This window comes from Streptomyces sp. JH14 (assembly GCF_029428675.1).
GTDB lineage: Bacteria > Actinomycetota > Actinomycetes > Streptomycetales > Streptomycetaceae > Streptomyces.
Window position 1 is genome coordinate 22,913 of sequence record NZ_JAJNEL010000001.1, and the last position, 20,373, is coordinate 43,285.

22 protein-coding genes and 1 pseudogene are annotated in these 20,373 nt (G+C 69.5%); 10 read left to right on the forward strand and 13 right to left on the reverse strand.

What is annotated here, in order from left to right:
• Window positions 1-60: 60 nt before the first annotated feature.
• Complete coding sequence (locus tag LRD69_RS00090; RefSeq protein WP_277324470.1) at window positions 61-1,017, reverse strand: beta-ketoacyl-ACP synthase III; 957 nt, start codon at window positions 1,015-1,017, stop codon at window positions 61-63.
• A gap of 212 nt (window positions 1,018-1,229) precedes the next feature.
• Here LRD69_RS00090 and LRD69_RS00095 point away from each other — a divergent pair, with 212 nt between their 5' ends.
• Window positions 1,230-1,568: a 2-dehydropantoate 2-reductase N-terminal domain-containing protein gene (locus LRD69_RS00095; protein ID WP_277324471.1), complete on the forward strand. Its 339-nt coding sequence runs from the start codon at window positions 1,230-1,232 to the stop codon at window positions 1,566-1,568.
• Between the two features lie 5 nt (window positions 1,569-1,573).
• The gene (fdhD, locus tag LRD69_RS00100; RefSeq protein ID WP_277324472.1) at window positions 1,574-2,422 is read left to right on the forward strand and encodes a formate dehydrogenase accessory sulfurtransferase FdhD; all 849 of its coding nucleotides are present in this window, start codon (window positions 1,574-1,576) and stop codon (window positions 2,420-2,422) included.
• 132 nt (window positions 2,423-2,554) lie between these two features.
• On the opposite strand, the gene LRD69_RS00105 is transcribed toward fdhD, so the two are convergent.
• On the reverse strand, window positions 2,555-3,601 hold the full coding sequence (locus LRD69_RS00105) for a bile acid:sodium symporter family protein (RefSeq protein ID WP_277324473.1): 1,047 nt from the start codon (window positions 3,599-3,601) through the stop codon (window positions 2,555-2,557).
• Window positions 3,602-3,709: 108 nt separating this feature from the next.
• On the opposite strand from LRD69_RS00105, the gene LRD69_RS00110 reads away from it, so the two are divergent.
• The 4 genes from LRD69_RS00110 to LRD69_RS00125 all read left to right on the forward strand — a co-directional run bounded on the left by LRD69_RS00110 (window position 3,710) and on the right by LRD69_RS00125 (window position 8,160).
• Entirely contained in the window at window positions 3,710-4,621 is a 912-nt protein-coding gene (locus LRD69_RS00110; protein ID WP_277329571.1) for a LysR substrate-binding domain-containing protein, read from the forward strand.
• A gap of 228 nt (window positions 4,622-4,849) precedes the next feature.
• Window positions 4,850-6,649: a long-chain fatty acid--CoA ligase gene (locus tag LRD69_RS00115; protein ID WP_277324474.1), complete on the forward strand. Its 1,800-nt coding sequence runs from the start codon at window positions 4,850-4,852 to the stop codon at window positions 6,647-6,649.
• 111 nt (window positions 6,650-6,760) lie between these two features.
• Window positions 6,761-7,597 (forward strand): aldo/keto reductase, encoded by an 837-nt coding sequence (locus tag LRD69_RS00120; RefSeq protein ID WP_277324475.1) that lies wholly within the window; start codon window positions 6,761-6,763, stop codon window positions 7,595-7,597.
• A gap of 89 nt (window positions 7,598-7,686) precedes the next feature.
• Window positions 7,687-8,160 (forward strand): RICIN domain-containing protein, encoded by a 474-nt coding sequence (locus LRD69_RS00125; protein ID WP_277324476.1) that lies wholly within the window; start codon window positions 7,687-7,689, stop codon window positions 8,158-8,160.
• Between the two features lie 862 nt (window positions 8,161-9,022).
• Here the strand turns inward: LRD69_RS00125 and LRD69_RS00130 are convergent.
• The 3 genes from LRD69_RS00130 to LRD69_RS00140 form a co-directional block, all read right to left on the reverse strand.
• Entirely contained in the window at window positions 9,023-9,952 is a 930-nt protein-coding gene (locus LRD69_RS00130; protein ID WP_277324477.1) for a class I SAM-dependent methyltransferase, read from the reverse strand.
• A 135-nt stretch (window positions 9,953-10,087) separates the two neighbouring features.
• A complete protein-coding gene (locus LRD69_RS00135) occupies window positions 10,088-10,831 on the reverse strand; it encodes a class I SAM-dependent methyltransferase (protein WP_277324478.1) in 744 nt (247 codons plus the stop codon).
• Between the two features lie 77 nt (window positions 10,832-10,908).
• Complete coding sequence (locus tag LRD69_RS00140) at window positions 10,909-11,682, reverse strand: LysR family substrate-binding domain-containing protein (RefSeq protein ID WP_277324479.1); 774 nt, start codon at window positions 11,680-11,682, stop codon at window positions 10,909-10,911.
• 58 nt (window positions 11,683-11,740) lie between these two features.
• Between LRD69_RS00140 and LRD69_RS00145 the strand changes: the two genes are divergently transcribed.
• The gene (locus tag LRD69_RS00145; RefSeq protein ID WP_277324480.1) at window positions 11,741-12,145 is read left to right on the forward strand and encodes a DUF5997 family protein; all 405 of its coding nucleotides are present in this window, start codon (window positions 11,741-11,743) and stop codon (window positions 12,143-12,145) included.
• 142 nt (window positions 12,146-12,287) lie between these two features.
• Here the strand turns inward: LRD69_RS00145 and LRD69_RS00150 are convergent, their stop codons facing one another.
• The gene (locus tag LRD69_RS00150) at window positions 12,288-12,884 is read right to left on the reverse strand and encodes an MBL fold metallo-hydrolase (RefSeq protein ID WP_277324481.1); all 597 of its coding nucleotides are present in this window, start codon (window positions 12,882-12,884) and stop codon (window positions 12,288-12,290) included.
• 150 nt (window positions 12,885-13,034) lie between these two features.
• The gene (locus tag LRD69_RS00155; RefSeq protein WP_277324482.1) at window positions 13,035-13,340 is read right to left on the reverse strand and encodes a 4a-hydroxytetrahydrobiopterin dehydratase; all 306 of its coding nucleotides are present in this window, start codon (window positions 13,338-13,340) and stop codon (window positions 13,035-13,037) included.
• 62 nt (window positions 13,341-13,402) lie between these two features.
• Between LRD69_RS00155 and LRD69_RS00160 the strand changes: the two genes are divergently transcribed.
• Entirely contained in the window at window positions 13,403-14,215 is an 813-nt protein-coding gene (locus LRD69_RS00160; RefSeq protein WP_277324483.1) for a helix-turn-helix transcriptional regulator, read from the forward strand.
• A 42-nt stretch (window positions 14,216-14,257) separates the two neighbouring features.
• Here the strand turns inward: LRD69_RS00160 and LRD69_RS00165 are convergent, their stop codons facing one another.
• Entirely contained in the window at window positions 14,258-14,998 is a 741-nt protein-coding gene (locus LRD69_RS00165) for a YoaK family protein (RefSeq protein ID WP_277324484.1), read from the reverse strand.
• Between the two features lie 183 nt (window positions 14,999-15,181).
• On the opposite strand from LRD69_RS00165, the gene LRD69_RS00170 reads away from it, so the two are divergent.
• Together LRD69_RS00170 and LRD69_RS00175 are read left to right on the forward strand one after the other, a co-directional pair.
• Window positions 15,182-15,943 carry a GNAT family N-acetyltransferase gene (locus tag LRD69_RS00170; protein WP_277324485.1) on the forward strand — a complete coding sequence of 254 codons (762 nt, stop codon included), beginning with the start codon at window positions 15,182-15,184 and terminating at the stop codon, window positions 15,941-15,943.
• Window positions 15,944-16,115: 172 nt separating this feature from the next.
• Window positions 16,116-16,967, forward strand: coding sequence for an IS5 family transposase (locus LRD69_RS00175; protein ID WP_277324486.1), 852 nt, complete (start codon window positions 16,116-16,118; stop codon window positions 16,965-16,967).
• Window positions 16,968-17,078: 111 nt separating this feature from the next.
• Here LRD69_RS00175 and LRD69_RS00180 read toward each other — a convergent pair whose 3' ends face one another.
• The 5 genes and pseudogenes from LRD69_RS00180 to LRD69_RS00200 all read right to left on the reverse strand — a co-directional run bounded on the left by LRD69_RS00180 (window position 17,079) and on the right by LRD69_RS00200 (window position 20,365).
• Window positions 17,079-17,294, reverse strand: coding sequence for a hypothetical protein (locus LRD69_RS00180; RefSeq protein WP_277324487.1), 216 nt, complete (start codon window positions 17,292-17,294; stop codon window positions 17,079-17,081).
• 215 nt (window positions 17,295-17,509) lie between these two features.
• Complete coding sequence (locus tag LRD69_RS00185) at window positions 17,510-17,869, reverse strand: transposase (protein ID WP_277329572.1); 360 nt, start codon at window positions 17,867-17,869, stop codon at window positions 17,510-17,512.
• Entirely contained in the window at window positions 17,870-19,264 is a 1,395-nt protein-coding gene (locus LRD69_RS00190; RefSeq protein WP_277324488.1) for an IS30 family transposase, read from the reverse strand.
• Window positions 19,265-19,311: 47 nt separating this feature from the next.
• A pseudogene (locus LRD69_RS00195) lies at window positions 19,312-19,531 on the reverse strand (IS5/IS1182 family transposase); the annotation flags it as partial.
• Window positions 19,532-19,696: 165 nt separating this feature from the next.
• The gene (locus LRD69_RS00200) at window positions 19,697-20,365 is read right to left on the reverse strand and encodes an NAD-dependent epimerase/dehydratase family protein (protein ID WP_277324489.1); all 669 of its coding nucleotides are present in this window, start codon (window positions 20,363-20,365) and stop codon (window positions 19,697-19,699) included.
• Between the last annotated feature and the right edge of the window lie 8 nt (window positions 20,366-20,373).

The window sequence follows — 20,373 nt, forward strand, 5'->3', positions numbered from 1 at the left end:
GTCCCCCTCCGGGCGACGAGCAATTGCTTATCGTCTACAGTCTACCGAGCGCAATGGGGCTCAGGGACAGAGGATCACCTGACCCGCGTACGAGAGATTCCCGCCGAATCCGAAAAGGAGCGCCGGGGCGCCGCTCTCGACCTCGCCACGTTCGATCAGCTTGGACAGGGCCATCGGGATCGAGGCCGCGGATGTATTGCCCGAATCCACCACATCCCGGGCGATGACCGCGTTGACCGCACCGATCTTCTTGGCAACCGGTTCGATGATCCGCAAGTTGGCCTGATGCAGTACCACCGCGCCGAGGTCCTCGGGGGCGACACCGGCCCTTTCGCACACCTCGCGCGCGATGGGCGGCAGCTGGGTGGTGGCCCAGCGGTAGACGGACTGCCCCTCCTGGGCGAAGCGCGGCGGCGTCCCCTCGATCCGTACCGCACGGCCCATCTCCGGCACCGAGCCCCACAGCACGGGCCCGATTCCGGGCGCGGCGTCGCCGCCTCCCTGCGGGTCCGCGACCACGACCGCGGCGCCCGCGCCGTCGCCGAGGAGGACACAGCTGGAGCGGTCGGTCCAGTCGGCGACATCACCCATCTTGTCGGCACCGATCACCAGCGCCCGGGTGGCGGCGCCCGCCCGGATGGCGTGGTCAGCGGTGGCCAGGGCGTGGGTGAAGCCGGAGCAGACGACGTTGATGTCCATCACGGCCGGCGAACCCATACCGAGGCGGGCGGCGACCCGAGCCGACATGCTCGGCGAACGGTCGATTGCGGTGGAGGTCGCGACGAGGACCAGATCGATATCCGCAGGGAGCAGACCGGCCGTGGCCAGCGCCTTGGCCGCCGCGTGCGCGGCCAGCTCGTCCACCGGCTCGTCAGGACCTCCCACATGGCGGGTCCTGATCCCGACACGGCTGGTGATCCACTCGTCGCTGGTGTCGACCATGGCGGCCAGATCGTCGTTGGTGAGCACCCTGGCGGGCTGATAGTGGCCGAGCGCCACTACACGTGAGCCGGTCATGTACGGGTCCCCTCGCTACGTATGGCAGGAACTATCCAGTCTTGGTGGCTACCGCCCGGTACGGGGGCACGTGATCCCACAGGATTACCGGCCGGGGGTTGGAGGCTTGACGACAGCCTTGACCCCCCTCTCCGCATACTGTAGACAATATTCTGTCGACTTGACGTCGTCTCCTGTTCCCTCGCTCGGTCCCTTACCGAACGGAGAGCCCCGTGAAAGTCACAGTTGTCGGCGCCGGTGCGATCGGCGCCCATGCCGGGGCCGCCCTGCACCACGCCGACGCCGAGGTCAGTCTCATCGCCCGCGGGCGGCCGAATGGATTCGCCGTCGCGGGCCGCGGCTTCGACGCCCGCATCTCCACGGAGCACGAGGCGCCGCTCACCGACTCGGCGTGTGTCCACTGCGGTGTCGGACGCAACGTCACCCTCCATGTGCAGGACAATGAGATCGCCAAGGTCACCTCACCGCACGACAACCCGGTGACCCACGGCCATGGCAATCTCTGCATCAAGGGCCGTTTCGGCTTCCAACACGTACAGAATCGGGTTTAACCGCCATGGGACGGGTCACCGAGCGCCGCCGCACCATCCGCATCCGGGACGGAGTGGTCTCCGCCCGCCCCGACACCCTTGTCGCCGAGGAGCCCCTGGAGATCCGGCTGAACGGCCGGCCGCTGGCCATCACGATGCGCACGCCCGGCGACGACTTCGCGCTGGCCGCGGGGTTCCTCGTCAGCGAGGGCGTGATCGGCGACGGGTCCGAAGTGCAGTCGATCGTGTACTGCGCAGGGGCGACGGCGGACGGCGTGAACACGTACAACGTGGTGGATGTGAAGCTCGCACCCGGCGTGGAGGTCCCCGACATCACGCTCGAGCGCAACGTCTACACGACGTCGTCCTGCGGGCTGTGCGGCAAGGCGAGCCTCGACGCGGTCCGCACCACCACCCGGCACCCCATCGCAGACACTCCCCCGGTCCGGGTCGAGCCCGCGCTGCTCTCGGCCCTCCCCGACCGGCTGCGCGAGTCGCAGCGGGTCTTCGACCGGACCGGGGGTCTGCACGCGGCGGCACTGTTCTCCGAGACGGGGGAACTGCTCGACATCCGGGAGGACGTCGGCCGGCACAACGCGGTCGACAAGCTCGTGGGCCGGGCGCTGACCGACGGCCGGCTGCCGCTGTCCCGGGCGATCCTGCTGGTGTCGGGACGGGCCTCGTTCGAACTGGCCCAGAAGGCGGTGATGGCCGGGATCCCGGTGCTCGCCGCCGTCTCGGCACCGTCGTCGCTCGCCGTCGATCTGGCGGCCGAGACCGGACTGACCCTGGTCGGCTTTCTGCGGGGTCCGTCCATGAACGTGTACGCGGGTGACCACCGCATCGCCCTGGAGGCGACGGTCGGCACGGGCTGAGCCGCCCGGCCCGCGACACGGGTCAGGGGTCCGGCCGGCGGGGAGCGCCCCCTGCGCCGGCCGGTCCCTCCCCCCTGAGTGCATCGTCGAACGACGCCGCACACGGTCCACGCAACCCCGCGGGCGGGCGCATCAGCCCACCGCGACCGGCTCCTCCGCCATCCGGCCGCCGGCCGGAGCCGTCGGCCGCTCCCGGAACTCCTCCTCCGGGTCGCGCGAGCGACGCTTCGCGATCACCGCGCACACCATCAGCTGCATCTGGTGGAAGAGCATCAGCGGCAGCACGGCCAGGCTCGCCTGCGCCCCGAAGAGCACGCTCGCCATCGGCAGGCCCGAGGCCAGGCTCTTCTTCGAACCGGCGAACTGAATGGCGATCCGGTCCCCCCGGTCGAAGCCGAGCCGCTTCGCCCCGTACCAGGTCAATGCCAGCATCAGCGCGAGCAGCGCCGCTTCGGCGACGAGCAGCGCGCCGAGCCGGACCGGGGTGACCTGGTGCCAGATACCGGCGACCATGCCCTCGCTGAACGCGGTGTAGACGACCAGCAGGATCGATCCCCGGTCGACATAGCCGAGCACCTTCTTGTGCCGGGTGAGGAAACCGCCGATCCAGCGGCGCAGCAACTGCCCGGCAGCGAACGGCAGCAGCAGCTGGACCCCGATCTTCAGCAGCGCGTCCGCGGAGAATCCGCCGCCGCTGTTGCCGAGCAGTGCGGCGGCGAGCAGCGGCGTGACGAAGATGCCGGCGAGCGAGGAGAAGGAGCCCGCGCAGATCGCCGCGGGCACGTTGCCGCGGGCGATCGAGGTGAAGGCGATCGACGACTGGATCGTCGACGGGACGAGGCAGAGGAAGAGGAAGCCGCTGTAGAGCTCTGGTGTCAGGACGTACGGAACGAGGCCCTCACCCGCCAGCCCCAGCAGCGGGAACGCGACGAACGTGCAGGCCAGGACCGTCAGATGGAGCCGCCAGTGCCTGAGGCCGTCGAGCGCCTCGGCGGTCGAGAGGCGGGCGCCGTACAGGAAGAAGAGGAGGGCGACCGCTCCGGTGGAGACGCCGCCCGCCACATCGGCGGCGGCGCCCGACGCGGGCAGCAGCGCCGCAAGCACGACGGTGCCGATCAACGCGAGGATGTAGGGGTCGATCGGCAGCCAGGACGGCAGCTTCATTGTGCGGCGGCTCATGTGCTCCACGTGTCTCTCGTTCAGGTCGTGCCCTCTCCATCCTGCTCTTGATCACCGCAATCGGGAATCCCATATACCACTCTCACTGTCATCACGCTTCGCGATAGCCTGGGCGCTATGTACGACCCTGCGCAGCTGCGTACCTTTCTCGCCGTCGCCCAGACGCTGAGTTTCACCCAGGCCGCCCGCCGGCTGGGTGTGCAGCAGTCGACGGTCAGCCAGCATGTGCGGCGGCTGGAGGATGCGACGGGACGGCAGTTGTTCACCCGGGACACGCACCGGGTCGATCTCACCGTGGACGGTGAGGCGATGCTCGGCTTCGCGCGGACGATCCTGCAGGCCCACGAGCGGGCTGCGGCGTTCTTCACCGGGACGCGGCTGCGCGGCCGACTGCGGTTCGGGGCCTCCGAGGATTTCGTACTGACCCGGCTGCCGGAGATCCTCGAGGCGTTCCGCCGCGACCACCCGGACGTCGAGCTGGAGCTGACCGTGGAGCTGTCCGGCACGCTGCACCAGCAGCTGGCGGCGGGCCGGCTCGATCTGGTGCTCGCCAAGCGGCGGGCCGGCGACACGCACGGCGAGCTGGTCTGGCAGGACGCGCTGACCTGGATCGGTGCACCGCATGTGCGGGTCGATCCGGACCGCCCGGTTCCGTTGGTCCTCTTCCCGCCGCCGGGCATCACCCGCGCCCGCGCTCTGGAGGTGCTGGAGGAGCACGGCAGGTCCTGGCGGGTCGCCTGCACGAGCACGAGTCTGAGCGGACTGATCGCGGCCGCCCACGCCGGGCTGGGCGTCATGGCGCACACCCGCGGCCTCATCCCGCCGGGACTGGCCCCGGTGCCGGCCAGGGCGGGTCTGCCGGAACTCGGCGATGTGGACTTCGTCCTGCTGCACGGCCGACGCCGGGACGCGGCGCAGGAGGCCGCGGATGCTCTTGCGGCGGCGATCCTGGCGGGGGGCGACCGGCTCATCCGTTCCGTCGGGGGGATCAACGCGATCGGCGGACGCGACGGCGCGTGACCGTGGCGTACAGATTCGGTGGAGATTCCCGCGCGAGCTGCATACTCCTCCGGCAGAAGCGCGCCCGAGCCTTGCCCATCTGGCCGGATATCTGTGGCTGACCTGTGCATATCCCACACTGTCCGCCGCTTCGGGGCTCTCCCGCTGCGCCGTCCGATCGGGTAGCGTCACGGCGCTGTGCGGAGCGCCACAAGGAGCAGTTCATTGCGCGAGTTCACGGTCCCACCCATGGCGGCCGCGCCCCATGTCGGCGGGCTGGCTGATGCCGTCTTCGACTACGCGGAGGAGGATCCGCACCGGGTCGCGCTCGGCCGGAAGGACGCGGCCGGACAGTGGCGCGATGTCACCGCGGCCACGTTCCGCGACGAGGTGCTCGCGCTCGCCAAGGGGCTGATCGCCCATGGAGTCCGGTTCGGTGACCGGGTCGCCCTGATGTCCCGCACCCGCTACGAGTGGACCCTCTTCGACTTCGCACTGTGGACGGTCGGCGCGCAGTCCGTCCCCGTCTATCCGACGTCCTCGGCGGAGCAGGTCTTCTGGATGCTGCACGACGCCGAGGTGTCCGCCGTCATGGTCGAGCACGAGGACCATGCGATGACGATCGCCTCGGTGATCGACCGGCTGCCGCTGCTGAGACGGCTGTGGCAGCTGGACGCCGACGCGGTGGCCGAGCTCGTCGACGCGGGCGCCCATGTCGAGGACGAGGTCGTGCACCGGCACCGGCGGGCGGTGACGCCCGAGTCCGTGGCGACCGTGATCTACACCTCGGGGACGACGGGCCGCCCCAAGGGCTGTGTGATCACCCACGCCAACTTCATGTTCGAGACGGACACCATGGCCTCGCGCTGGGAGCCGGTCTTCCACTCCAAACCGGGCGACGAGGCCGCGACGCTCCTCTTCCTGCCGCTGGCGCACGTCTTCGGCCGTATGGTGGAGATCACGGCGATCCGCGGCCGGGTGAAGCTGGGCCATCAGCCGGAGCTGTCGGCGAAGGCACTGATGCCGGACCTGGTGACGTTCCGGCCGACCTTCATCCTGGCGGTGCCGTACATCTTCGAGAAGGTCTTCAACGGGGCCCGGCGCAAGGCCGAGGCCGAGGGCAAGCTCGGGCCGTTCGACAAGGCCTTCGACGTCGCGGTGAAGTACGCGGAGGCGATGGAGCACAAGGCGTTCGGCACCGGCCCCGGCCCGTCGCCGGGGCTGCGGATGCAGCACCAGTTCTTCGACAAGGTCGTGTACAAGAAGGTCCGCGACGCGATGGGCGGCCGGGTGCGGCACGCCATGTCGGGCGGCTCCGGCATGGAGCGGCAGCTCGGCCTGTTCTTCGAGGGCGCGGGCATCACGGTCTACGAGGGGTACGGGCTGACCGAGTCGACGGCGGCAGCCACCGCCAATCCGCCGGAGCGCACCCGGTACGGCACGGTCGGGCAGCCGATCCCCGGCACCACCGTGCACATCGCCGACGACGGCGAGGTGTGGGTGTACGGCGGCAATGTCTTCGGCGGCTATCTGGGCGACCCGAAGTCCACCGACGCGGTGCTGCACGACGGCTGGCTGGCCACCGGCGACCTGGGCGCGCTCGACGAGGACGGCTATCTGACCATCACCGGGCGGAAGAAGGAGATCCTGGTGACGTCGGGCGGCAAGAGTGTGTCGCCGGCCGGCCTGGAGGAGCGGGTCCGGGCGCATCCGCTGGTCGCGCAGTGCATCGTGGTGGGCAACGACCGGCCGTACATCGCGGCGCTGGTGACTGTGGACCAGGAGTCCGTCGACCACTGGCTCTCGATGCAGGGGCGGCCGCCGATGAACGCGGCGAACCTGGTGCGCGACCCGGATCTGGAGATGGAGGTCCGGCGGGCGGTGGTGGCCGCCAATACGGCGGTGTCGCAGGCCGAGTCGATCCGTACGTTCCGGATTCTGGCGCATCAGTTCACCGAGGAGCACGGCATGCTGACCCCGTCGCTGAAACTGAAGCGGAAGGCGATCGAGACGGCGTACGCGACCGAGGTCGACGCGCTGTACGGCTGAGGTGCCGCCCGCGGGGAGCAGTCCTGAAATGCCTCTCGCAGGGGAATGCATCACGGCCCTTGATCGTTGACCATGGGAGTACGAAACCGACGACGTAAGGATCGACCGCTCGTGAGCAAGGTCCCCTCCCTCACCCTCAACAACGGCATCGAGATGCCGCAGCTCGGGTTCGGTGTCTGGCAGGTGCCGGACAGCGAGGCCGCGGAGGCGGTCACGACGGCCATCGAGTCCGGGTACCGGAGCATCGACACCGCCGCGATCTACGAGAACGAGAAGGGCACCGGCGAGGCCGTCGCCGCCTCCGGTGTCGCCCGCGAAGAGCTGTTCATCACCACAAAGCTGTGGAACAGCGAACAGGGCTACGACTCCACGCTCCGCGCCTTCGACGCCTCGCTGGAGAAGCTGGGTCTCGACTATGTCGACCTGTACCTGATCCACTGGCCGGTGCCGGCCAAGGACGCGTACATCGACACCTACAAGGCCTTCGAGAGGATCTACGCGGACGGGCGCGCGAAGGCCATCGGTGTCTCGAACTTCCTGCCCGAGCACCTGGAGCGCCTGCTCGGCGAGACCTCCGTGGTCCCCGTGATCAACCAGATCGAACTGCACCCGCAGCTCCAGCAGGCCGAGTCGCGCGCCTTCCACGCCAAGCACGGCATCGCGACCGAGGCCTGGTCGCCGCTGGGTTCGGGCCGGGGTCTCCTGGAGGTTCCGACGGTCGTCGCGATCGCCCGGAAGCACGGTCGCACGCCCGCGCAGGTGGTACTCCGCTGGCACCTCCAGACGGGCAATGTGGTGATTCCGAAGTCCGTGACGCCGTCGCGGATCGCTGAGAACATCGATCTGTTCGACTTCGAGCTGGACGCCGACGACCTCGCCGCGTTCGCCGCGCTGGACGAGGACAGGCGTCTCGGCCCCAACCCGGGCGAGTTCAACGCAGGCGCCTGAGCCCTGCCGCTCCACCACCGCATCGCGCACGACCGCCGCCCGGCCTCCCGCCGGGCGGCGGTCGCATGCCTGACCCTGGAGGACCGCACATGAGCGGCGAGACCGCGCCCGTCGTCGCAGCCGGTCCGTACCGGCTGCGCAATGTCGGCAGCGGGCTGCTGCTGGAGGTCCACGGCTCCGCCAGGGGCAGTGGCGCGAATGTGCAGCAGGGCAGGGAGAGGGAGGACGGGGCGGGCGCCCAGCAGTGGCAGCTCTCCCCCGTGCACGAGGGCGCCGCCCTCTACCACCTGACCAACGTCCACAGCGGCAAACGACTGGACGTCGCCAACGCCTCCACGGAGAACGGCGCCAACGTCCAGCAGTGGAAAGCCAACAACTACGGCGCCCAGGAGTGGCTGATCGAACAGCACCTGGAGGCATCGGGCACCGTGACGCTGGTCAGCTTCATCAGCGGCCTCGTCCTCGAAGTGGCCGACGGCAGTACGGCGGACGGCGCCAACGTCCAGCAGGGGGAGGACACCGACTCCCCCGGCCAGTGGTGGCAGTTGGAGCCGGTCGTCTGAGGACTGTCCTGTCGCGCTGCACTCCGCCACCGGGCCTTCACGCAGACATGGTCACGGCGTCGGCGGGAGACCGTTCGGGCACACGCACGGAGCCGTGACGCACCTGCAGTTGCCCAGCCCCGTCGAAGGCGTCAGCACGGGAGGCGGGTTCGTGGGACGGATCCGGATCCCGCCCTCCGGGTTCTGCCCCCTGCCCACCTCCAGCAGCAGGGTGCTCGACGTGCCCGGCCCCTGTGGCTGCTCCAGCCGATTGTTCGGCCTGCCCTGCCCCCGCTCCACATTTCCTGGCTGCATACCCGAGGGATGCTCGGGACAGATCGGTGGCTCCGTCTGGAGGCAGATATGCGTGCCCGGCGCCGCGGCCGTGGCCAGGCCCTGCGGCGCTGCCGCGGCGCTCACCGCGCCCGTCCCGCCGACGATCATCGTGACCAGGCACGATGCGCCTATCAGAGAAGCTTTTCGGTGCCGGATTCTTCTCACCATGACAGTGTCCTTGCTTGCGAAGGTGGGATGCGCCTGCCCCGTACCGGCCATCGTGGAACGGGGGGCATTGCCGTGGTGTGACGCCGGCGTGACCGGGCTCGGGATCTCACTGCGCGGGGGCTCGTGCTCAGCCGCAGTGGCGCAGACGGACGCGGCGAATCCGTCTCCGTCTGCTGATCCCCGTGGAGTGGACTGTGGTCCGGGCCGTGCCGCGTGGAGCCCCGATGATCAGCGCCATCCTCCCTGCCGGACGTCCGGCGCCAGGGCTCAGTGCCCCCTTCGATCGATTCATGGTGAGCAAGCAGCCCCGGTTCTCGGCTGCCGCGACACCACCGGGCCTCGCGGCCGCCGCCCGCACGAGAGACCGCCTTCTGCCTGGTCAGGTGTGCCGACCCAGGTGGACCGTGCGCACCGTGAGCAGGAATACGTCCGGGCGCCGGCGCAGCCCCGCCGGGTCGTCGGGGTCGAGCAGCCGGTCGAGTACGGCGAGGTCGTCGTCCTCGAGCGCGTCGACGTACGTCTCTCGCCGCCGGGCGAATTCGGCGATGACAGGGTCGCGGGCCCGGTCGGGGAGCGGTGCGGGAAGGTCGAGGAGGAAACTGCGGGTGCCCTGCGGCGACAGCCCCACTGCGGCGAACAGGGCGCTCCAGTCCTCGATCTCCCGCTTGGCCTCCGGCAGGGCCGCCCGCATACCCTCGAACCAGTCCGCGGTCACCGCATCGAGCCTGGCCTCCAGACCCGGCCGGCCCATCCCGATGTCGCGCGGCAGCTGACGGGGCTGCAGCCCGCCCTCGACGAGGGCGACGGTGCCCCCGGGGCGCAGCAGACCGGCGAACCCGGCGAGGGCGGCGCGCTGGTCACCCATATGGTGCAGCGCGTTGCCCGCCCAGACGATGTCCGCGGCCCCCAGCGTGGCCAGCTCGTCAGGGAGTTCGGCGTGCAGGGTGCGGACGCGATCGCCGAGACCCAGCCGTTCGGCGCGGGCCCGGGTGCGCTCCAGGAGCGCCGGGGTGCCGTCCACGGCAACGACTTCGGCCTCGGGGAACATCTCGGCGAGCAGACACGTGACCACGCCGGGACCGCTGCCGATGTCGAGGACCCGGCGTACCCGCGGGGCGTTCGGCAGACTCGCGATCCATTGGGCGGCCTCTCGGTACTGCGCGCTGCTGAGCTCGGCGTTCTTCTCCAGAACCGGGGCCATGACGTCCCAGTCCAAGTCGGCGCTGTCGTGGTGGTGACGGTGCGCGGCGCGGTCGTGGGGGCCGCGGGCGGCGTCGTGGTGAGGTCCGTGACCGGCGTGGCTGTCCATGCGCACAACATTCCCTGCGCATCGGACGTCCGGCAAACTTTGTTGCCGATTCGGCAACCGGCCGTCGCTCCGGTGGTCCCGAAAGGACCCGGCCGGCGCTGCGGGAAGGGCCGGACCGGCAGGTACCGGCCCGGCTCAGCCCCGGCGCCGGAACACCACCAGCCGGTACTCGGGATCGGGGCGCGGCCGGTCCTGGTCGGGCAGGCCCAGCAGCGCCGCCGCCAGCTGTTCGGCCGCCTCCCCCGGCAGCTCCAGGCGCGAGACGAAGTCGCCCTTGCGCACCGCGCGCGCCGCCGACCGCGGCGTCCGCCCCTGGCCGTGGCCGAGGAAGCGGGCCTCTCCCATGACGTCGAGCCCGGCCTCCGCCCCGTAGCCGACGACCAGCTCCTCGCGGTCGGACGGCCTCGGCCTCAGATACGGGGCGAACGCCTCGTCGATGTCGCTGCCCACGTCGTGCGCCGCGTCCTTGTCGACCGTGGTGACGAACACCCCGCCGGGCCGCAGTACCCGGGCCGCTTCGGACACCACCGCCCGCACGTCCCCCGCTCCTCGCAGCAGATGCAGCAGCCAGATCGCCCCGACCGCATCGACCGCGCCGTCAGCCAGCGGCAGCCGCCGCGCGTCGGCGAGCGCCACCGCGCCGATCCGCTGCCGGGCGAACCTCGCCATGCCGTACGAGGCGTCGGTACCGAACACCTTCAATCCGGGCCGAGCGAGCACGATCCGTTCGCCGACGAGCCCCGTACCGCAACCGATGTCCAGCAGCGTGCGGGCGGATTCCGGGACCAGGTCCAGCACGGCGCGGGCTGCGGATTCGGCCCTGGGCACGCCGCCGCGGGTCGCGTCGTAGACAGCCGCTTCGGTGTTGTAGTCCAACATGCGTGCGACTGTAGGTCACCGGGCCGAATCCCGGATGGGGAAAGCCGGGAACGCGTGGATGCGGGCGAAGTCCGGGCCTACGACCGGCGGCGGGGCTTGCCGCGCTTGGCGCCCTTGGAGCCGCCGGATCCGGCGGACCCGCCCCGCGGACTCCTGCCCGCCGACTTGCCGGCTGCGGGCTTGCGCCGTGCGTCGCCCCCGTCGGGGCGCTTGCGCTCCTTCGGCTGTGGCGCAGTGGCGGTGCGCCCCCGGGAACTGTTCACGGTGCGGCCGCGGACGATCCCGATGAAGTCCTCCACCATGTCGGTGGTCGCATCCTCCGGCCACGACAGCGCGACGCGCGACTCGGGGACACCGGTGACCGGCCGGTACGTGAGGTCCTTGCGATGGTGCAGACGGGCCAGGGACTGCGGGACGACGAGAAGACCCACCCCGGCCGCCACCAGTTCGATGGCATCCGCAGTCGTGGCGGGGCGCTCGTTCGCGGACTGTCCCGGCGGACGCTCCCAGTCGAGGGTGTCGTCGAGGGGATGCAGCACGATGTCGTCGGCCAGATCGTCCACGGACACCTCCTCGACCGCCGCGATCAGGTGGTCCTTCGGGACCACGACCACCGTCGTCTCGGTGTAGAGAGGGATCGCGCTGAGGTCCGTCCGGTCCATCGGCAACCGCACGAAACCCGCGTCGGCACCACCGGCCCGCAACACGTCCGGGGCCTCGGCAGGAGTCACCGCGACGAGGGCCAGCGGGATGTCCGGCAGCCGCTCGTTCCAGATACGCACCCACTTCGTCGGCGTCACGCCCGGTACATAAGCGAGCCGGAAAGAAGGGGGTACCTGGGAGCCTGTCACCCCGCCAGGTTACCGGTCGTGGTCGGAGGTATCGCACACGCTCGCTACTCTTGACACCATGACGTCCCACCAGACCACCCAGACGATGAAGCCCGCGACCGCGGCAAAGAAGCTGGGTGTGTACCTCGAGGCCACCCCCGCCGAGTTCCAGGAGGGTGTCGTCTCGCGCAGCGAGCTGAACGCGCTGCAGGCCGATCCGCCCGAGTGGCTGCAGGAGCTGCGCCGCAACGGCCCGCACCCGCGCCCGGTGGTCGCGGCGAAGCTCGGCATCTCCATCTCGGGTCTGGCCCGGGGCGGAATCACGGACGCCCTCACCACGGAGCAGATCGACGCGCTGAAGAAGGACCTCCCCGAGTGGCTGCAGAAGGAACGCGCCACCCAGGCCGAGGTCCGGAAGGAAGCAGTGCGCATCAAGGAGAAGAACGCGGAGCGGAGCGAGCAGGCCGACCGTCCTCGTTCCTGACCGCCGCACACGCACAACGCCTCCGGCTCCGTACGCAGAGCCGGAGGCGTCGGCGTAGGCCCACCCTCCGATGCGCTGCGCCCGGCCACGGCACGCTGAGGCGCTGCAAGATCGTCCCGCGGCGGGTCTTCCGGCGCATCTCTCAGGCCGATTCGCCGGGCCTCAGATACCGGTAGCCGCTGTCGGTCTCCTGGGCGAGCCACCCGTTGAGGCTGCTGAGGCCGCGCTCGTTGATCTGGGCATCGTGGATTGCGAAGGCCCGCTGCGGTTCGATCGCCTTGACGAAGTCGATCGCCTCCGCCGTCTTCATCCACGAGCCGTGGGCCGGGACCAGGAGCGTCTCGATCGGCTGGTCGGGCACGTGCAGCGAGTCACCGGGGTGGTAGAGCGCCTCGTCGACGATGTAACCGAGGTTCGCACAGTCCGGTTGGTCACCGTAGATGAACGCGTGACGGCCGCCGACCGCCCGTACACGGAAGCCGGCGGCGGTGAACGTATCGCCGGTGGACACCCCGGTGACCTGCAGCCGTGGAATGTCCGCTTCGGCGGGGGCGTGGACCGGCACACCGAGTCCCGCCAGGCGAAGGGCGTCGATGTGGTCGGCGTGTTCGTGAGTCACCAGCACGGCGTCGGCACCGGTCAGGGCGGCAGGCTCGCTCCACGTCCCGGGATCGATGACGAGCACTCGGCCTTCGTGTTCAAGCCGTACACATGCGTGGGTGTATTTCGTGATCCGCATGGCGCACAGACGTACCCAGGCCACGGCACCCCGAACCGCTGGGACGGACACGCGGGCCGTGCCGGGCCACGCTCCCGCCGGCGCGTGTCATGGCCCGCGCCCTGACGAGCGCGGGCACCCCGTTCCTCCTGTGCGCGGCGTCCCCCTCCGTCAGTGCGCCCCGTGCCCCGGAGCGATCGCCTCCAGCCGCGCCGCCAGCGTCATGTCCTTCTCGGTGACCACGCCGCCCGCGTCGTGCGTGTGCACCGCCAGGGAGACGGTGTTGTAGCCGAGTGTCAGATCCGAGTGGTGGTTCAGCTCGTCCTGGATCTGGGCGACATGGACGGTCAGCGCGGCGGCGGCGAAGTGCGAGGCGAGCCGGTACGTGCGGGTGATCCGGTCTCCCTCCAGCGCCCAGCCGGGCAGCTCGCGCAGCCGGTCCTCGATCTCTTTCTGCGACAGCGGTTCGGTGGGCACGGGGCGGCTCCCTCACGAGGTCGGTCGGTGATGGGCGGTGGCGGTGACGTTACGGTCTCCGTATGACAACTGTCGCGCCTGACACGGGGGTAGGGCCACTACTGCGCAGCTGGCGGGAGCAGCGCCGGATCAGTCAGCTGGAGCTGGCCCTGCGCGCCGACTCCTCGGCCCGCCACATCTCGTTCATCGAGACGGGGCGTTCCCGCCCCAGCGAAGAGATGATCCTGCGGCTGGCCGAGCACCTCGACATACCGGTCCGGGAACGCAACACCCTTCTGCTCGTGGGCGGTTACGCGCCCCGGTACGCCGAGACCGCCTTCGACGACCCGGCGATGGGCGCGCTGCGCGACGGCATGGAGCAGCTGTTGCAGGGGTACGACCCGTATCCGGCACTCGTCGTCGACGGCACGTACACCGTGGTGGCCGCCAATCGGGGTATCGCGATGCTGTTGGACGGGGTGGCGGAGCATCTGCTAACGCCGCCGCTGAACGCCATGCGGCTCACCCTCCATCCGCAGGGTCTGGCACCGCGCATCCGCAATCTGCGCGAGTGGCGGGCCGATCTGCTGGCACAGATGGAGCGTCAGATCGCGTTGGTCCGGTCGGCGGAGCTGCGCGAGCTGTACGAGGAGGTCGCCGCCTATCCGCTCCCCGAGGAGTTCTCCGGCGGTCGGGACGAGCCGGCGCGGCCGCTTTCGGCGCTGTCGTTCGCGCTGCCGCTGGTGATCGAGCACGACGGTCGGGTGCTGTCCTTCGTCTCCTCCATCGCGACGTTCAATACGCCGATGGACGTGACGGTGTCCGAGCTGGCGATCGAGACGTTTCTGCCCGCCGATCAGGAAACCGCCGCGTATCTGCGGTCACTCGCACCGTGACCGCCGGGCGTCAGGTCCTGCCCCGTCGGGCCCGACGGCGTGTCAGTTCTTGGCGAGCGGGCGGATCCACGGGGCATCGGCGCGCGCCAGTACGGTTGCGGCCGCAGTCACCCCGGCCAGGATGATCAGAGCGAAGAGCAGCGGCAGCGCCGGGTGTCCGTGCAGGAAGGCGAAGGTGCCGGCGACGGCGCCGAGCAGCATGGCGCAGGCGGAGAGCACCCGTCGCCCTGCCTTGCTGCCCGTCCCTCCGACGAGGCGGCTGTCGGCGGCGATGCCGGTGATGGTGAGGGTCAGCACGGTGGTCATGAGGTCGGGGACCGCGAGGGCACGCGCGGCGGCGTTCTGCACGCCGAGGCCCAGGGCGAGCAGCACGATGAGGGTGAAGCGGACCTCGCCGACGTACGGGCTGCCGGACGTCTGGGTGACGATCACGGCGGCCGTGAAGCACAGGGTTTCGGCCAGGAGCGCGTACTGGAGCATCTTGCCCCGGTGGGCGTGACGGTGCACGAGCAGGCCACTGAGCACCGCACCGGCGATGAACGAGACGAGCGCCACGAGCGAGGCGGTGACCGAGAAGCCCGGGGCTCCGGCCACCGCGAAGCCGGAGAAGACCACATTGCCGGTCATGTTGGCGACGAAGACCCGGCCGAGCTGCAGAAAGCTCACCGCGTCGACCAGTCCGGTGACGACGGTCAGGGCGAGCATCATGGGCGGCAACGGCCCGTGCCGGTCGGTCATGTCCGGTACGAGGGTGGCCCATGCCTCACGAAACAGGACGGGCATGGGCACGCTCCAATCACCAGGACGGAATCAGGATTGTGCCGTGATCGGGGTGCGGAACGGAGGACCGCCGCAGCGTGTGCCGCCCCCGCACCGCTGGGTGGGGGCGGCACACGCTGTGTAAGAGCGTCCGCCGGTAGGGAAAAGGTGTTGCCCCCGGCAGTGGGCGGGACGATCATGACAAAGATGTCGGATCTGCTTGAGCGCGTGACCGCCTTCCGCGCCGCCTTCGCCCGCCGCCAGGCCTCTGAGACCGTCGAGCTGCCCGGGGCCTTCGCCGTCCGCGACTCGGACTTCCCCCAATCCCAGGAGCACAACCAACTGATCGTCCACGCCTCAGACGCCGACCCGGCCGCACTGCCCGAACTGGCTGCGCAGGGCCTCGGACCGCGCCAGCAGTACCGGATCACGGTGCTGGACGAGGCGCTCGGGGAGCGGGCCACCCCGGTGCTGGCGGCGGCCGGCTACGACCGGGACACCGAGCTGATACTGGCCCGGGAGACAGCTGGCTGCGCGCTGCCCGAACCTGCCGCGCACCCGGTCGAGCTGGCCGAGCTGCGAGCGGCGGTGTTCCGCCAGCAGCTGGACTGGGGCTTGGACGAGGATCTCGCTCGACAGCTCACCGAGCGCCGTACCGCCCGCCTGCGCGGCGCCGAGAAGGTGTCCTTCCTGGCCGCCCGGACACCGGATGGGGAGGTCGCGGCCTGGGCCGACCTCTACCTCGACCGAACCGCCGGGCTGGCTCAGCTGGAGGACCTCGTCACCGCTGTGCTGCACCGTAAGCAGGGCCACGGAGACACCTTGCTCGCCACAGGGCTGGCGTTGGCCGCCTCTGCCGGGATCCCGCAGCTCTTCCTCGTCGCGGACGCGACCGACTGGCCGCGCGAGTGGTACTCCTGCCGCGGCTTCACCGAGCTCGGCCGCAGCTACTCCTTCCTCAACCGCTGACGGCGGGGATGAACCGGTGCCCACTGCTGCCGAGCACCCTGAGCCCGGGTTCGGCTGCAAACCAGCGACAGTGCGCCAACTTCCCCAAGGTGTATGCGAGTAGGCGATAGCAGGGCAGACACGGTTCGCCCGATCATGGAGCTCTCTATGCTTCATGATCACCGGGGGATCCGTGCCTGCTGTCCCATCATGCATTCTCGCCCCGATCCGCGACCAGTTCCTCGCGCTGCTGCCCGTGCGCGAGGACCGGCACCCGCTGGGCTGCCACAACCCGAGGATCAGCGATGCGCTCGTCTTCGACCGCCTGGTACAGGTCCTGGTCTTCGGCTGCGGATACGAACGTGCCGCCGACGAGCACTGCTCGGCCACCACCTTGCGCCGGCGCCGCGACGAGTGGATCGCCGCTGGCGTGATGGAGACCTTGCGGCTGATCGCGCTCTCCGCCTACGACCGCATGATCGGCCTCGAACTCGACCGCCTGAGCGCCGATGGCTGCATCACCAAGGCGCCCTCTGGTGGCGAGTGCGCCGGCAGGAGCCCGGTCGACCGAGCCAAACTCGGCATGAAACGCTCGCAGTTGACCGACGGTACCGGTATACCGCTGGTCACCGAGCCCGCACCGGCCAACGCCCGCGACCACACCCTGCTGCCCGCTACCCTCGACCGCTTCACCGCCCTGGAGCCGACCCTCGGGCCGCTGCCCAAGCACCCGCGCCTTGCCCTGGATGCCGGATACGACTACCAGATGGTCCACGACGACCTGGCCGCCCGCGGGATCGATGCGCGCATCGCCGCGCGCGGCGCGAAGACCCCGATCCAGACCGGCGGCCGTTGGGTGGTAGAGCGCACGAACTCCTGGATGAACAACTTCGGCAAACTCCGACGCTGCACCGAACGTCGGAGAGCGGCCATCGAGTTCTTCCTCGCCCTGGCCGCCGCCATCATCACCGTCCGCTGCCTGATCCGACGCTCCTGGCCCCTCTACCGCTGGAACACCCGACCCCGAAACCCACGCATCCGATGACCTACTGGCGGACGCTCTTAGTGGCGTACGTATCTCGGTGTAAACGTGATGTTGCAGCATGCTCGCGCGGGAGCGCCCCGCGGCGCGTGGCTGCGGGGCGCCCAGTGGGCGTTAGTCGACCATCTGCCCGTCGCCCGTACCGCCGACGCACTTCATCCCGACCACCTTTCCGCCGCCGTCCACGCACTCACCCGGGGTGAGGCTTTCGGTGGGGGCGGTGGCGGTGGCGTTATGGGTGGCGGCCGTGGCGGTGACGGCACCTGTGAGGCCGAGTCCGGCGAGGGCTGCCGTGGCGGTGACGGCGGCGAGAGTTCGTCGAATGCGCATGTGGTTTCCCTTTCACGGATTGCCTCGGTTGGGGCACTACTCAGCTTGATCTTCACCCATGTGGGTGGCGCGTTTGGTTACTCCATTCGAGTGACACCTGCCGGGAGTGGGCCACCGGCGACGCAGGGACGGATGGCCGGTGCCGCAACCCGCCGGAGAGGCCCTGAGGGCCGTGCTCGCATTCAAGTACGCAGGTATCACCAGTACGACAATCCTTAGAGCCGGCGCCAGCAGATGAGGCTGCAGGCGAGGGAGACGAAGGCGTCGTGGAGTTCGGTGCGGCGTTCCCAGCGGACGGCGAGTCGTTTGAACTGGTGGAGCAGGGCGAAGGTCTGCTCGACGACGTAGCGGAGCTTGCCCATGTCATTGATGTTCGGGCAGCCCTTGCGGGAGATGACGGGCAGGATCCGGCGTTTGCGCAGCTCATCGCGGTTCGGGTTCGAGTCGTAGCCCTTGTCGCCGAGCAGGGCTTCTGGGCGTCGGCGGGGCCGGCCGGGCCTGCCCGCGACGGGCGGGATGCCGTCGACCAGGGCGAGGGTCTGGGTGACGTCGTTGACGTTCGCTGCAGACCGGATTCAACCGGTCGTTGCAACACCAGCTTGTTGAAGTAACTGTAGCTGCTCGTTGAACGCCTCGGCGGGCGTCTTCCAACCGAGCGTCTTGCGGGGTCTGCTGTTGAGAGTGTGAGCGACGGCCTCGACTTCCTCGGCGGACCATCTCGAGAGATCAGTGCCTTTCGGGAAGTACTGGCGCAAGAGTCCATTGGTGTTCTCGTTTGTGCCGCGCTGCCACGGACTATGCGGATCGGCGAAGAACACGGGAATGCCCGTCTCGACTCTGAATTGCGCATGGGCCGACATCTCCTTGCCACGATCCCAGGTCAGCGACTGTGCCAGCTGTTCGGGCAGCGTCGACATCGTATTGGCGAGGGCGGCCTTCATCGTGATCGCCCCATAACCGGCCAGCGCAGGACCATTCTTGACCGATTGCTTGTGCCGGTACCCTTCCTCGCGCGGCAGGTAAACCAACATCGTGAATCGAGTTGACCGCTCGACGACAGTGCCGATCGCGGACCGCTCCAGCCCGATGATCAGGTCGCCTTCCCAGTGGCCAGGAACGGCACGGTCCTCGACTTCGGCAGGCCGTTCACTGATCAGCGCTTCGGGCGTCACATGCGCCCAGGTCTTACGGCGCGAACGAGCGCGCGGGGCACGCAGCGCGCGGCCCGTGCGAAGGCACAAGATCAGCTCCCGCTTCAGCGCCCCGCGGCCCTGAACGTAGAGAGCCTGGTAGATCGCCTCGTGGCTGATGCGCATGGACTCATCATCCGGGAAATCAACCTTGATCCGGTTCGCGATCTGCTCCGGACTCCACGCCTGCACCCACGCGCGGTCCTTGCGGTGCGGCTTGTTCCGCCCCGTCCACGCGCCTGTCGAAGGTCCTGCGATCGCCCCGCCGCCAGGCGTGCTGATCTTTCCGGACAGCCGCTCCTGGACGTACGCGTGCAACCGCGGATTGGCGACCAGCTTCGATGTCTTCGGACGGCGGGCGGCCATGTCCGACTTCCATTGCGCGACCGAGGCCCGGTAATCGAGCTTCCCACCCCTGGTGGCCGCGTTGCGCCGCAACTCACGGGAAATCGTCCCCGGATCACGGCCGACTTGCCGAGCGATTTCACGAACGCCCATGCCTTGGGCGTTGAGGAGCGCGATCTCCTCCCGCTCAGAGAACGACAGGTACCTGCCCGAATGCGGCTTCGGATCGAACGGTCGCATGCCGCCACACTGCCGAAACCAGCGCGTGGCCACCGCCGGCGCCACGCCGATAACCCCGGCCGCTTCCTCCGCGAGGAGACCCATGGCGATTGCATCCCAGAACGCCGCTTCGATATGACGCTGAAATTTCGGATGCCCCGGAGACCTCAACTTTGGCCGAATCGCCCGATCAGCTGCCTGCTGACGACGAACCATCCCACACCTCGCTGATCACGAGGTGTTGCGACGACCGATTGAATCCACCCAGTGGTGATGACCTTGAGTGGAGTGCCGCGTCCGTCGCAGATCAGGTGGTGTTTGCTGCCCGTCTTCCGCCGGTCGACCGGCGACGGACCGGTGTCGGCGCCCCCTTTTCGCGCGGATGTGGGAGCCATCCACGCAGGCCCGGGACCAGTCGAGCTGGCCGGCTGCATTGAGCTCGGCGAGCAGGATGCGGTGGAGCTGGTCGAAGACGCCGGCCTCTAAGGGCTGTCCCCCGTCATCCCTGGTGGATCAGCGCGCGGCGTCAGATGTGGTGCATCGCAAGGCGGAGGAGCGTCCTCATACTGTGTGTATTCGGGCGTTCCGACAACGCGGCGAGGTGCCGCAGCTGTCGTCGTGCGCCCGCCAAGGATGACGGGACAGCCCTTAGGCGCCGGCTGCGCGGTTGATCTCCGGGCTGTGCAGGATGTGTTCGCCGGAGCCCTTCCGTCCGACGACGGCGATCATGGCGCGCCCCAGGTCGTCGGTGGTCGTCACGTGGCTCGGCATGATCCGCCGGAGCACCGGATACAGCCAGGAGACGCCCCGGTACATCCAGCGGTACAAGGAGGTCTTGGACGTGGCGCCGTGCAGCGGCTGGATGTAGCCCGGCCGGAACATGTACGCGTGGAAGTCCATCGCGAGCAGCTCGTTCTCCGTGCGCCCCTTGACCCGCGCCCACACAGAGCGGCCCTTCTCGGTGCTGTCCGTGCCTTCTCCGGAGACGTACGTGAAGGTCAGCCCCGGGTTGTGGGCGGCGACCGCGCGGGCCGCGGCCAGGGTGTACGTGTAGGTGATGCGGGTGTACTCCTCCTCGCCGATACCCGTGGAGGTGACGCCCAGGCAGTAGAAGCACGCGTCGAGACTGGTGAGTTCGGCGTCGATCGCGGAGAAGTCCTTGAAGTCGCCGTGGAGGACCTCACGGACCTTGGGGTGCCGCACGCCGGACGTCGTACGGCCGACGATCAGGACGCTCTCGACCCGGTCGTCGAGCAGACAGGCCCGCAGCACGCCCTGGCCCACCATCCCGGTGGCGCCGAAAATGATCACTCTCACAGCTGCTG

Coding starts and splice junctions, on each gene's coding strand:
- fdhD (WP_277324472.1), top strand. CDS start 1,574: ATGGGACGGGTCACCGAGCGCCGCCGCACCATCCGCATCCGGGACGGA.
- LRD69_RS00170 (WP_277324485.1), top strand. CDS start 15,182: ATGTCGGATCTGCTTGAGCGCGTGACCGCCTTCCGCGCCGCCTTCGCC.
- LRD69_RS00190 (WP_277324488.1), bottom strand. CDS start 19,264: ATGGTTCGTCGTCAGCAGGCAGCTGATCGGGCGATTCGGCCAAAGTTG.
- LRD69_RS00160 (WP_277324483.1), top strand. CDS start 13,403: ATGACAACTGTCGCGCCTGACACGGGGGTAGGGCCACTACTGCGCAGC.
- LRD69_RS00135 (WP_277324478.1), bottom strand. CDS start 10,831: ATGTTGGACTACAACACCGAAGCGGCTGTCTACGACGCGACCCGCGGC.
- LRD69_RS00105 (WP_277324473.1), bottom strand. CDS start 3,601: ATGAGCCGCCGCACAATGAAGCTGCCGTCCTGGCTGCCGATCGACCCC.
- LRD69_RS00150 (WP_277324481.1), bottom strand. CDS start 12,884: ATGCGGATCACGAAATACACCCACGCATGTGTACGGCTTGAACACGAA.
- LRD69_RS00115 (WP_277324474.1), top strand. CDS start 4,850: ATGGCGGCCGCGCCCCATGTCGGCGGGCTGGCTGATGCCGTCTTCGAC.
- LRD69_RS00165 (WP_277324484.1), bottom strand. CDS start 14,998: ATGCCCGTCCTGTTTCGTGAGGCATGGGCCACCCTCGTACCGGACATG.
- LRD69_RS00125 (WP_277324476.1), top strand. CDS start 7,687: ATGAGCGGCGAGACCGCGCCCGTCGTCGCAGCCGGTCCGTACCGGCTG.
- LRD69_RS00145 (WP_277324480.1), top strand. CDS start 11,741: ATGACGTCCCACCAGACCACCCAGACGATGAAGCCCGCGACCGCGGCA.
- LRD69_RS00090 (WP_277324470.1), bottom strand. CDS start 1,017: ATGACCGGCTCACGTGTAGTGGCGCTCGGCCACTATCAGCCCGCCAGG.
- LRD69_RS00130 (WP_277324477.1), bottom strand. CDS start 9,952: ATGGACAGCCACGCCGGTCACGGACCTCACCACGACGCCGCCCGCGGC.
- LRD69_RS00180 (WP_277324487.1), bottom strand. CDS start 17,294: ATGCGCATTCGACGAACTCTCGCCGCCGTCACCGCCACGGCAGCCCTC.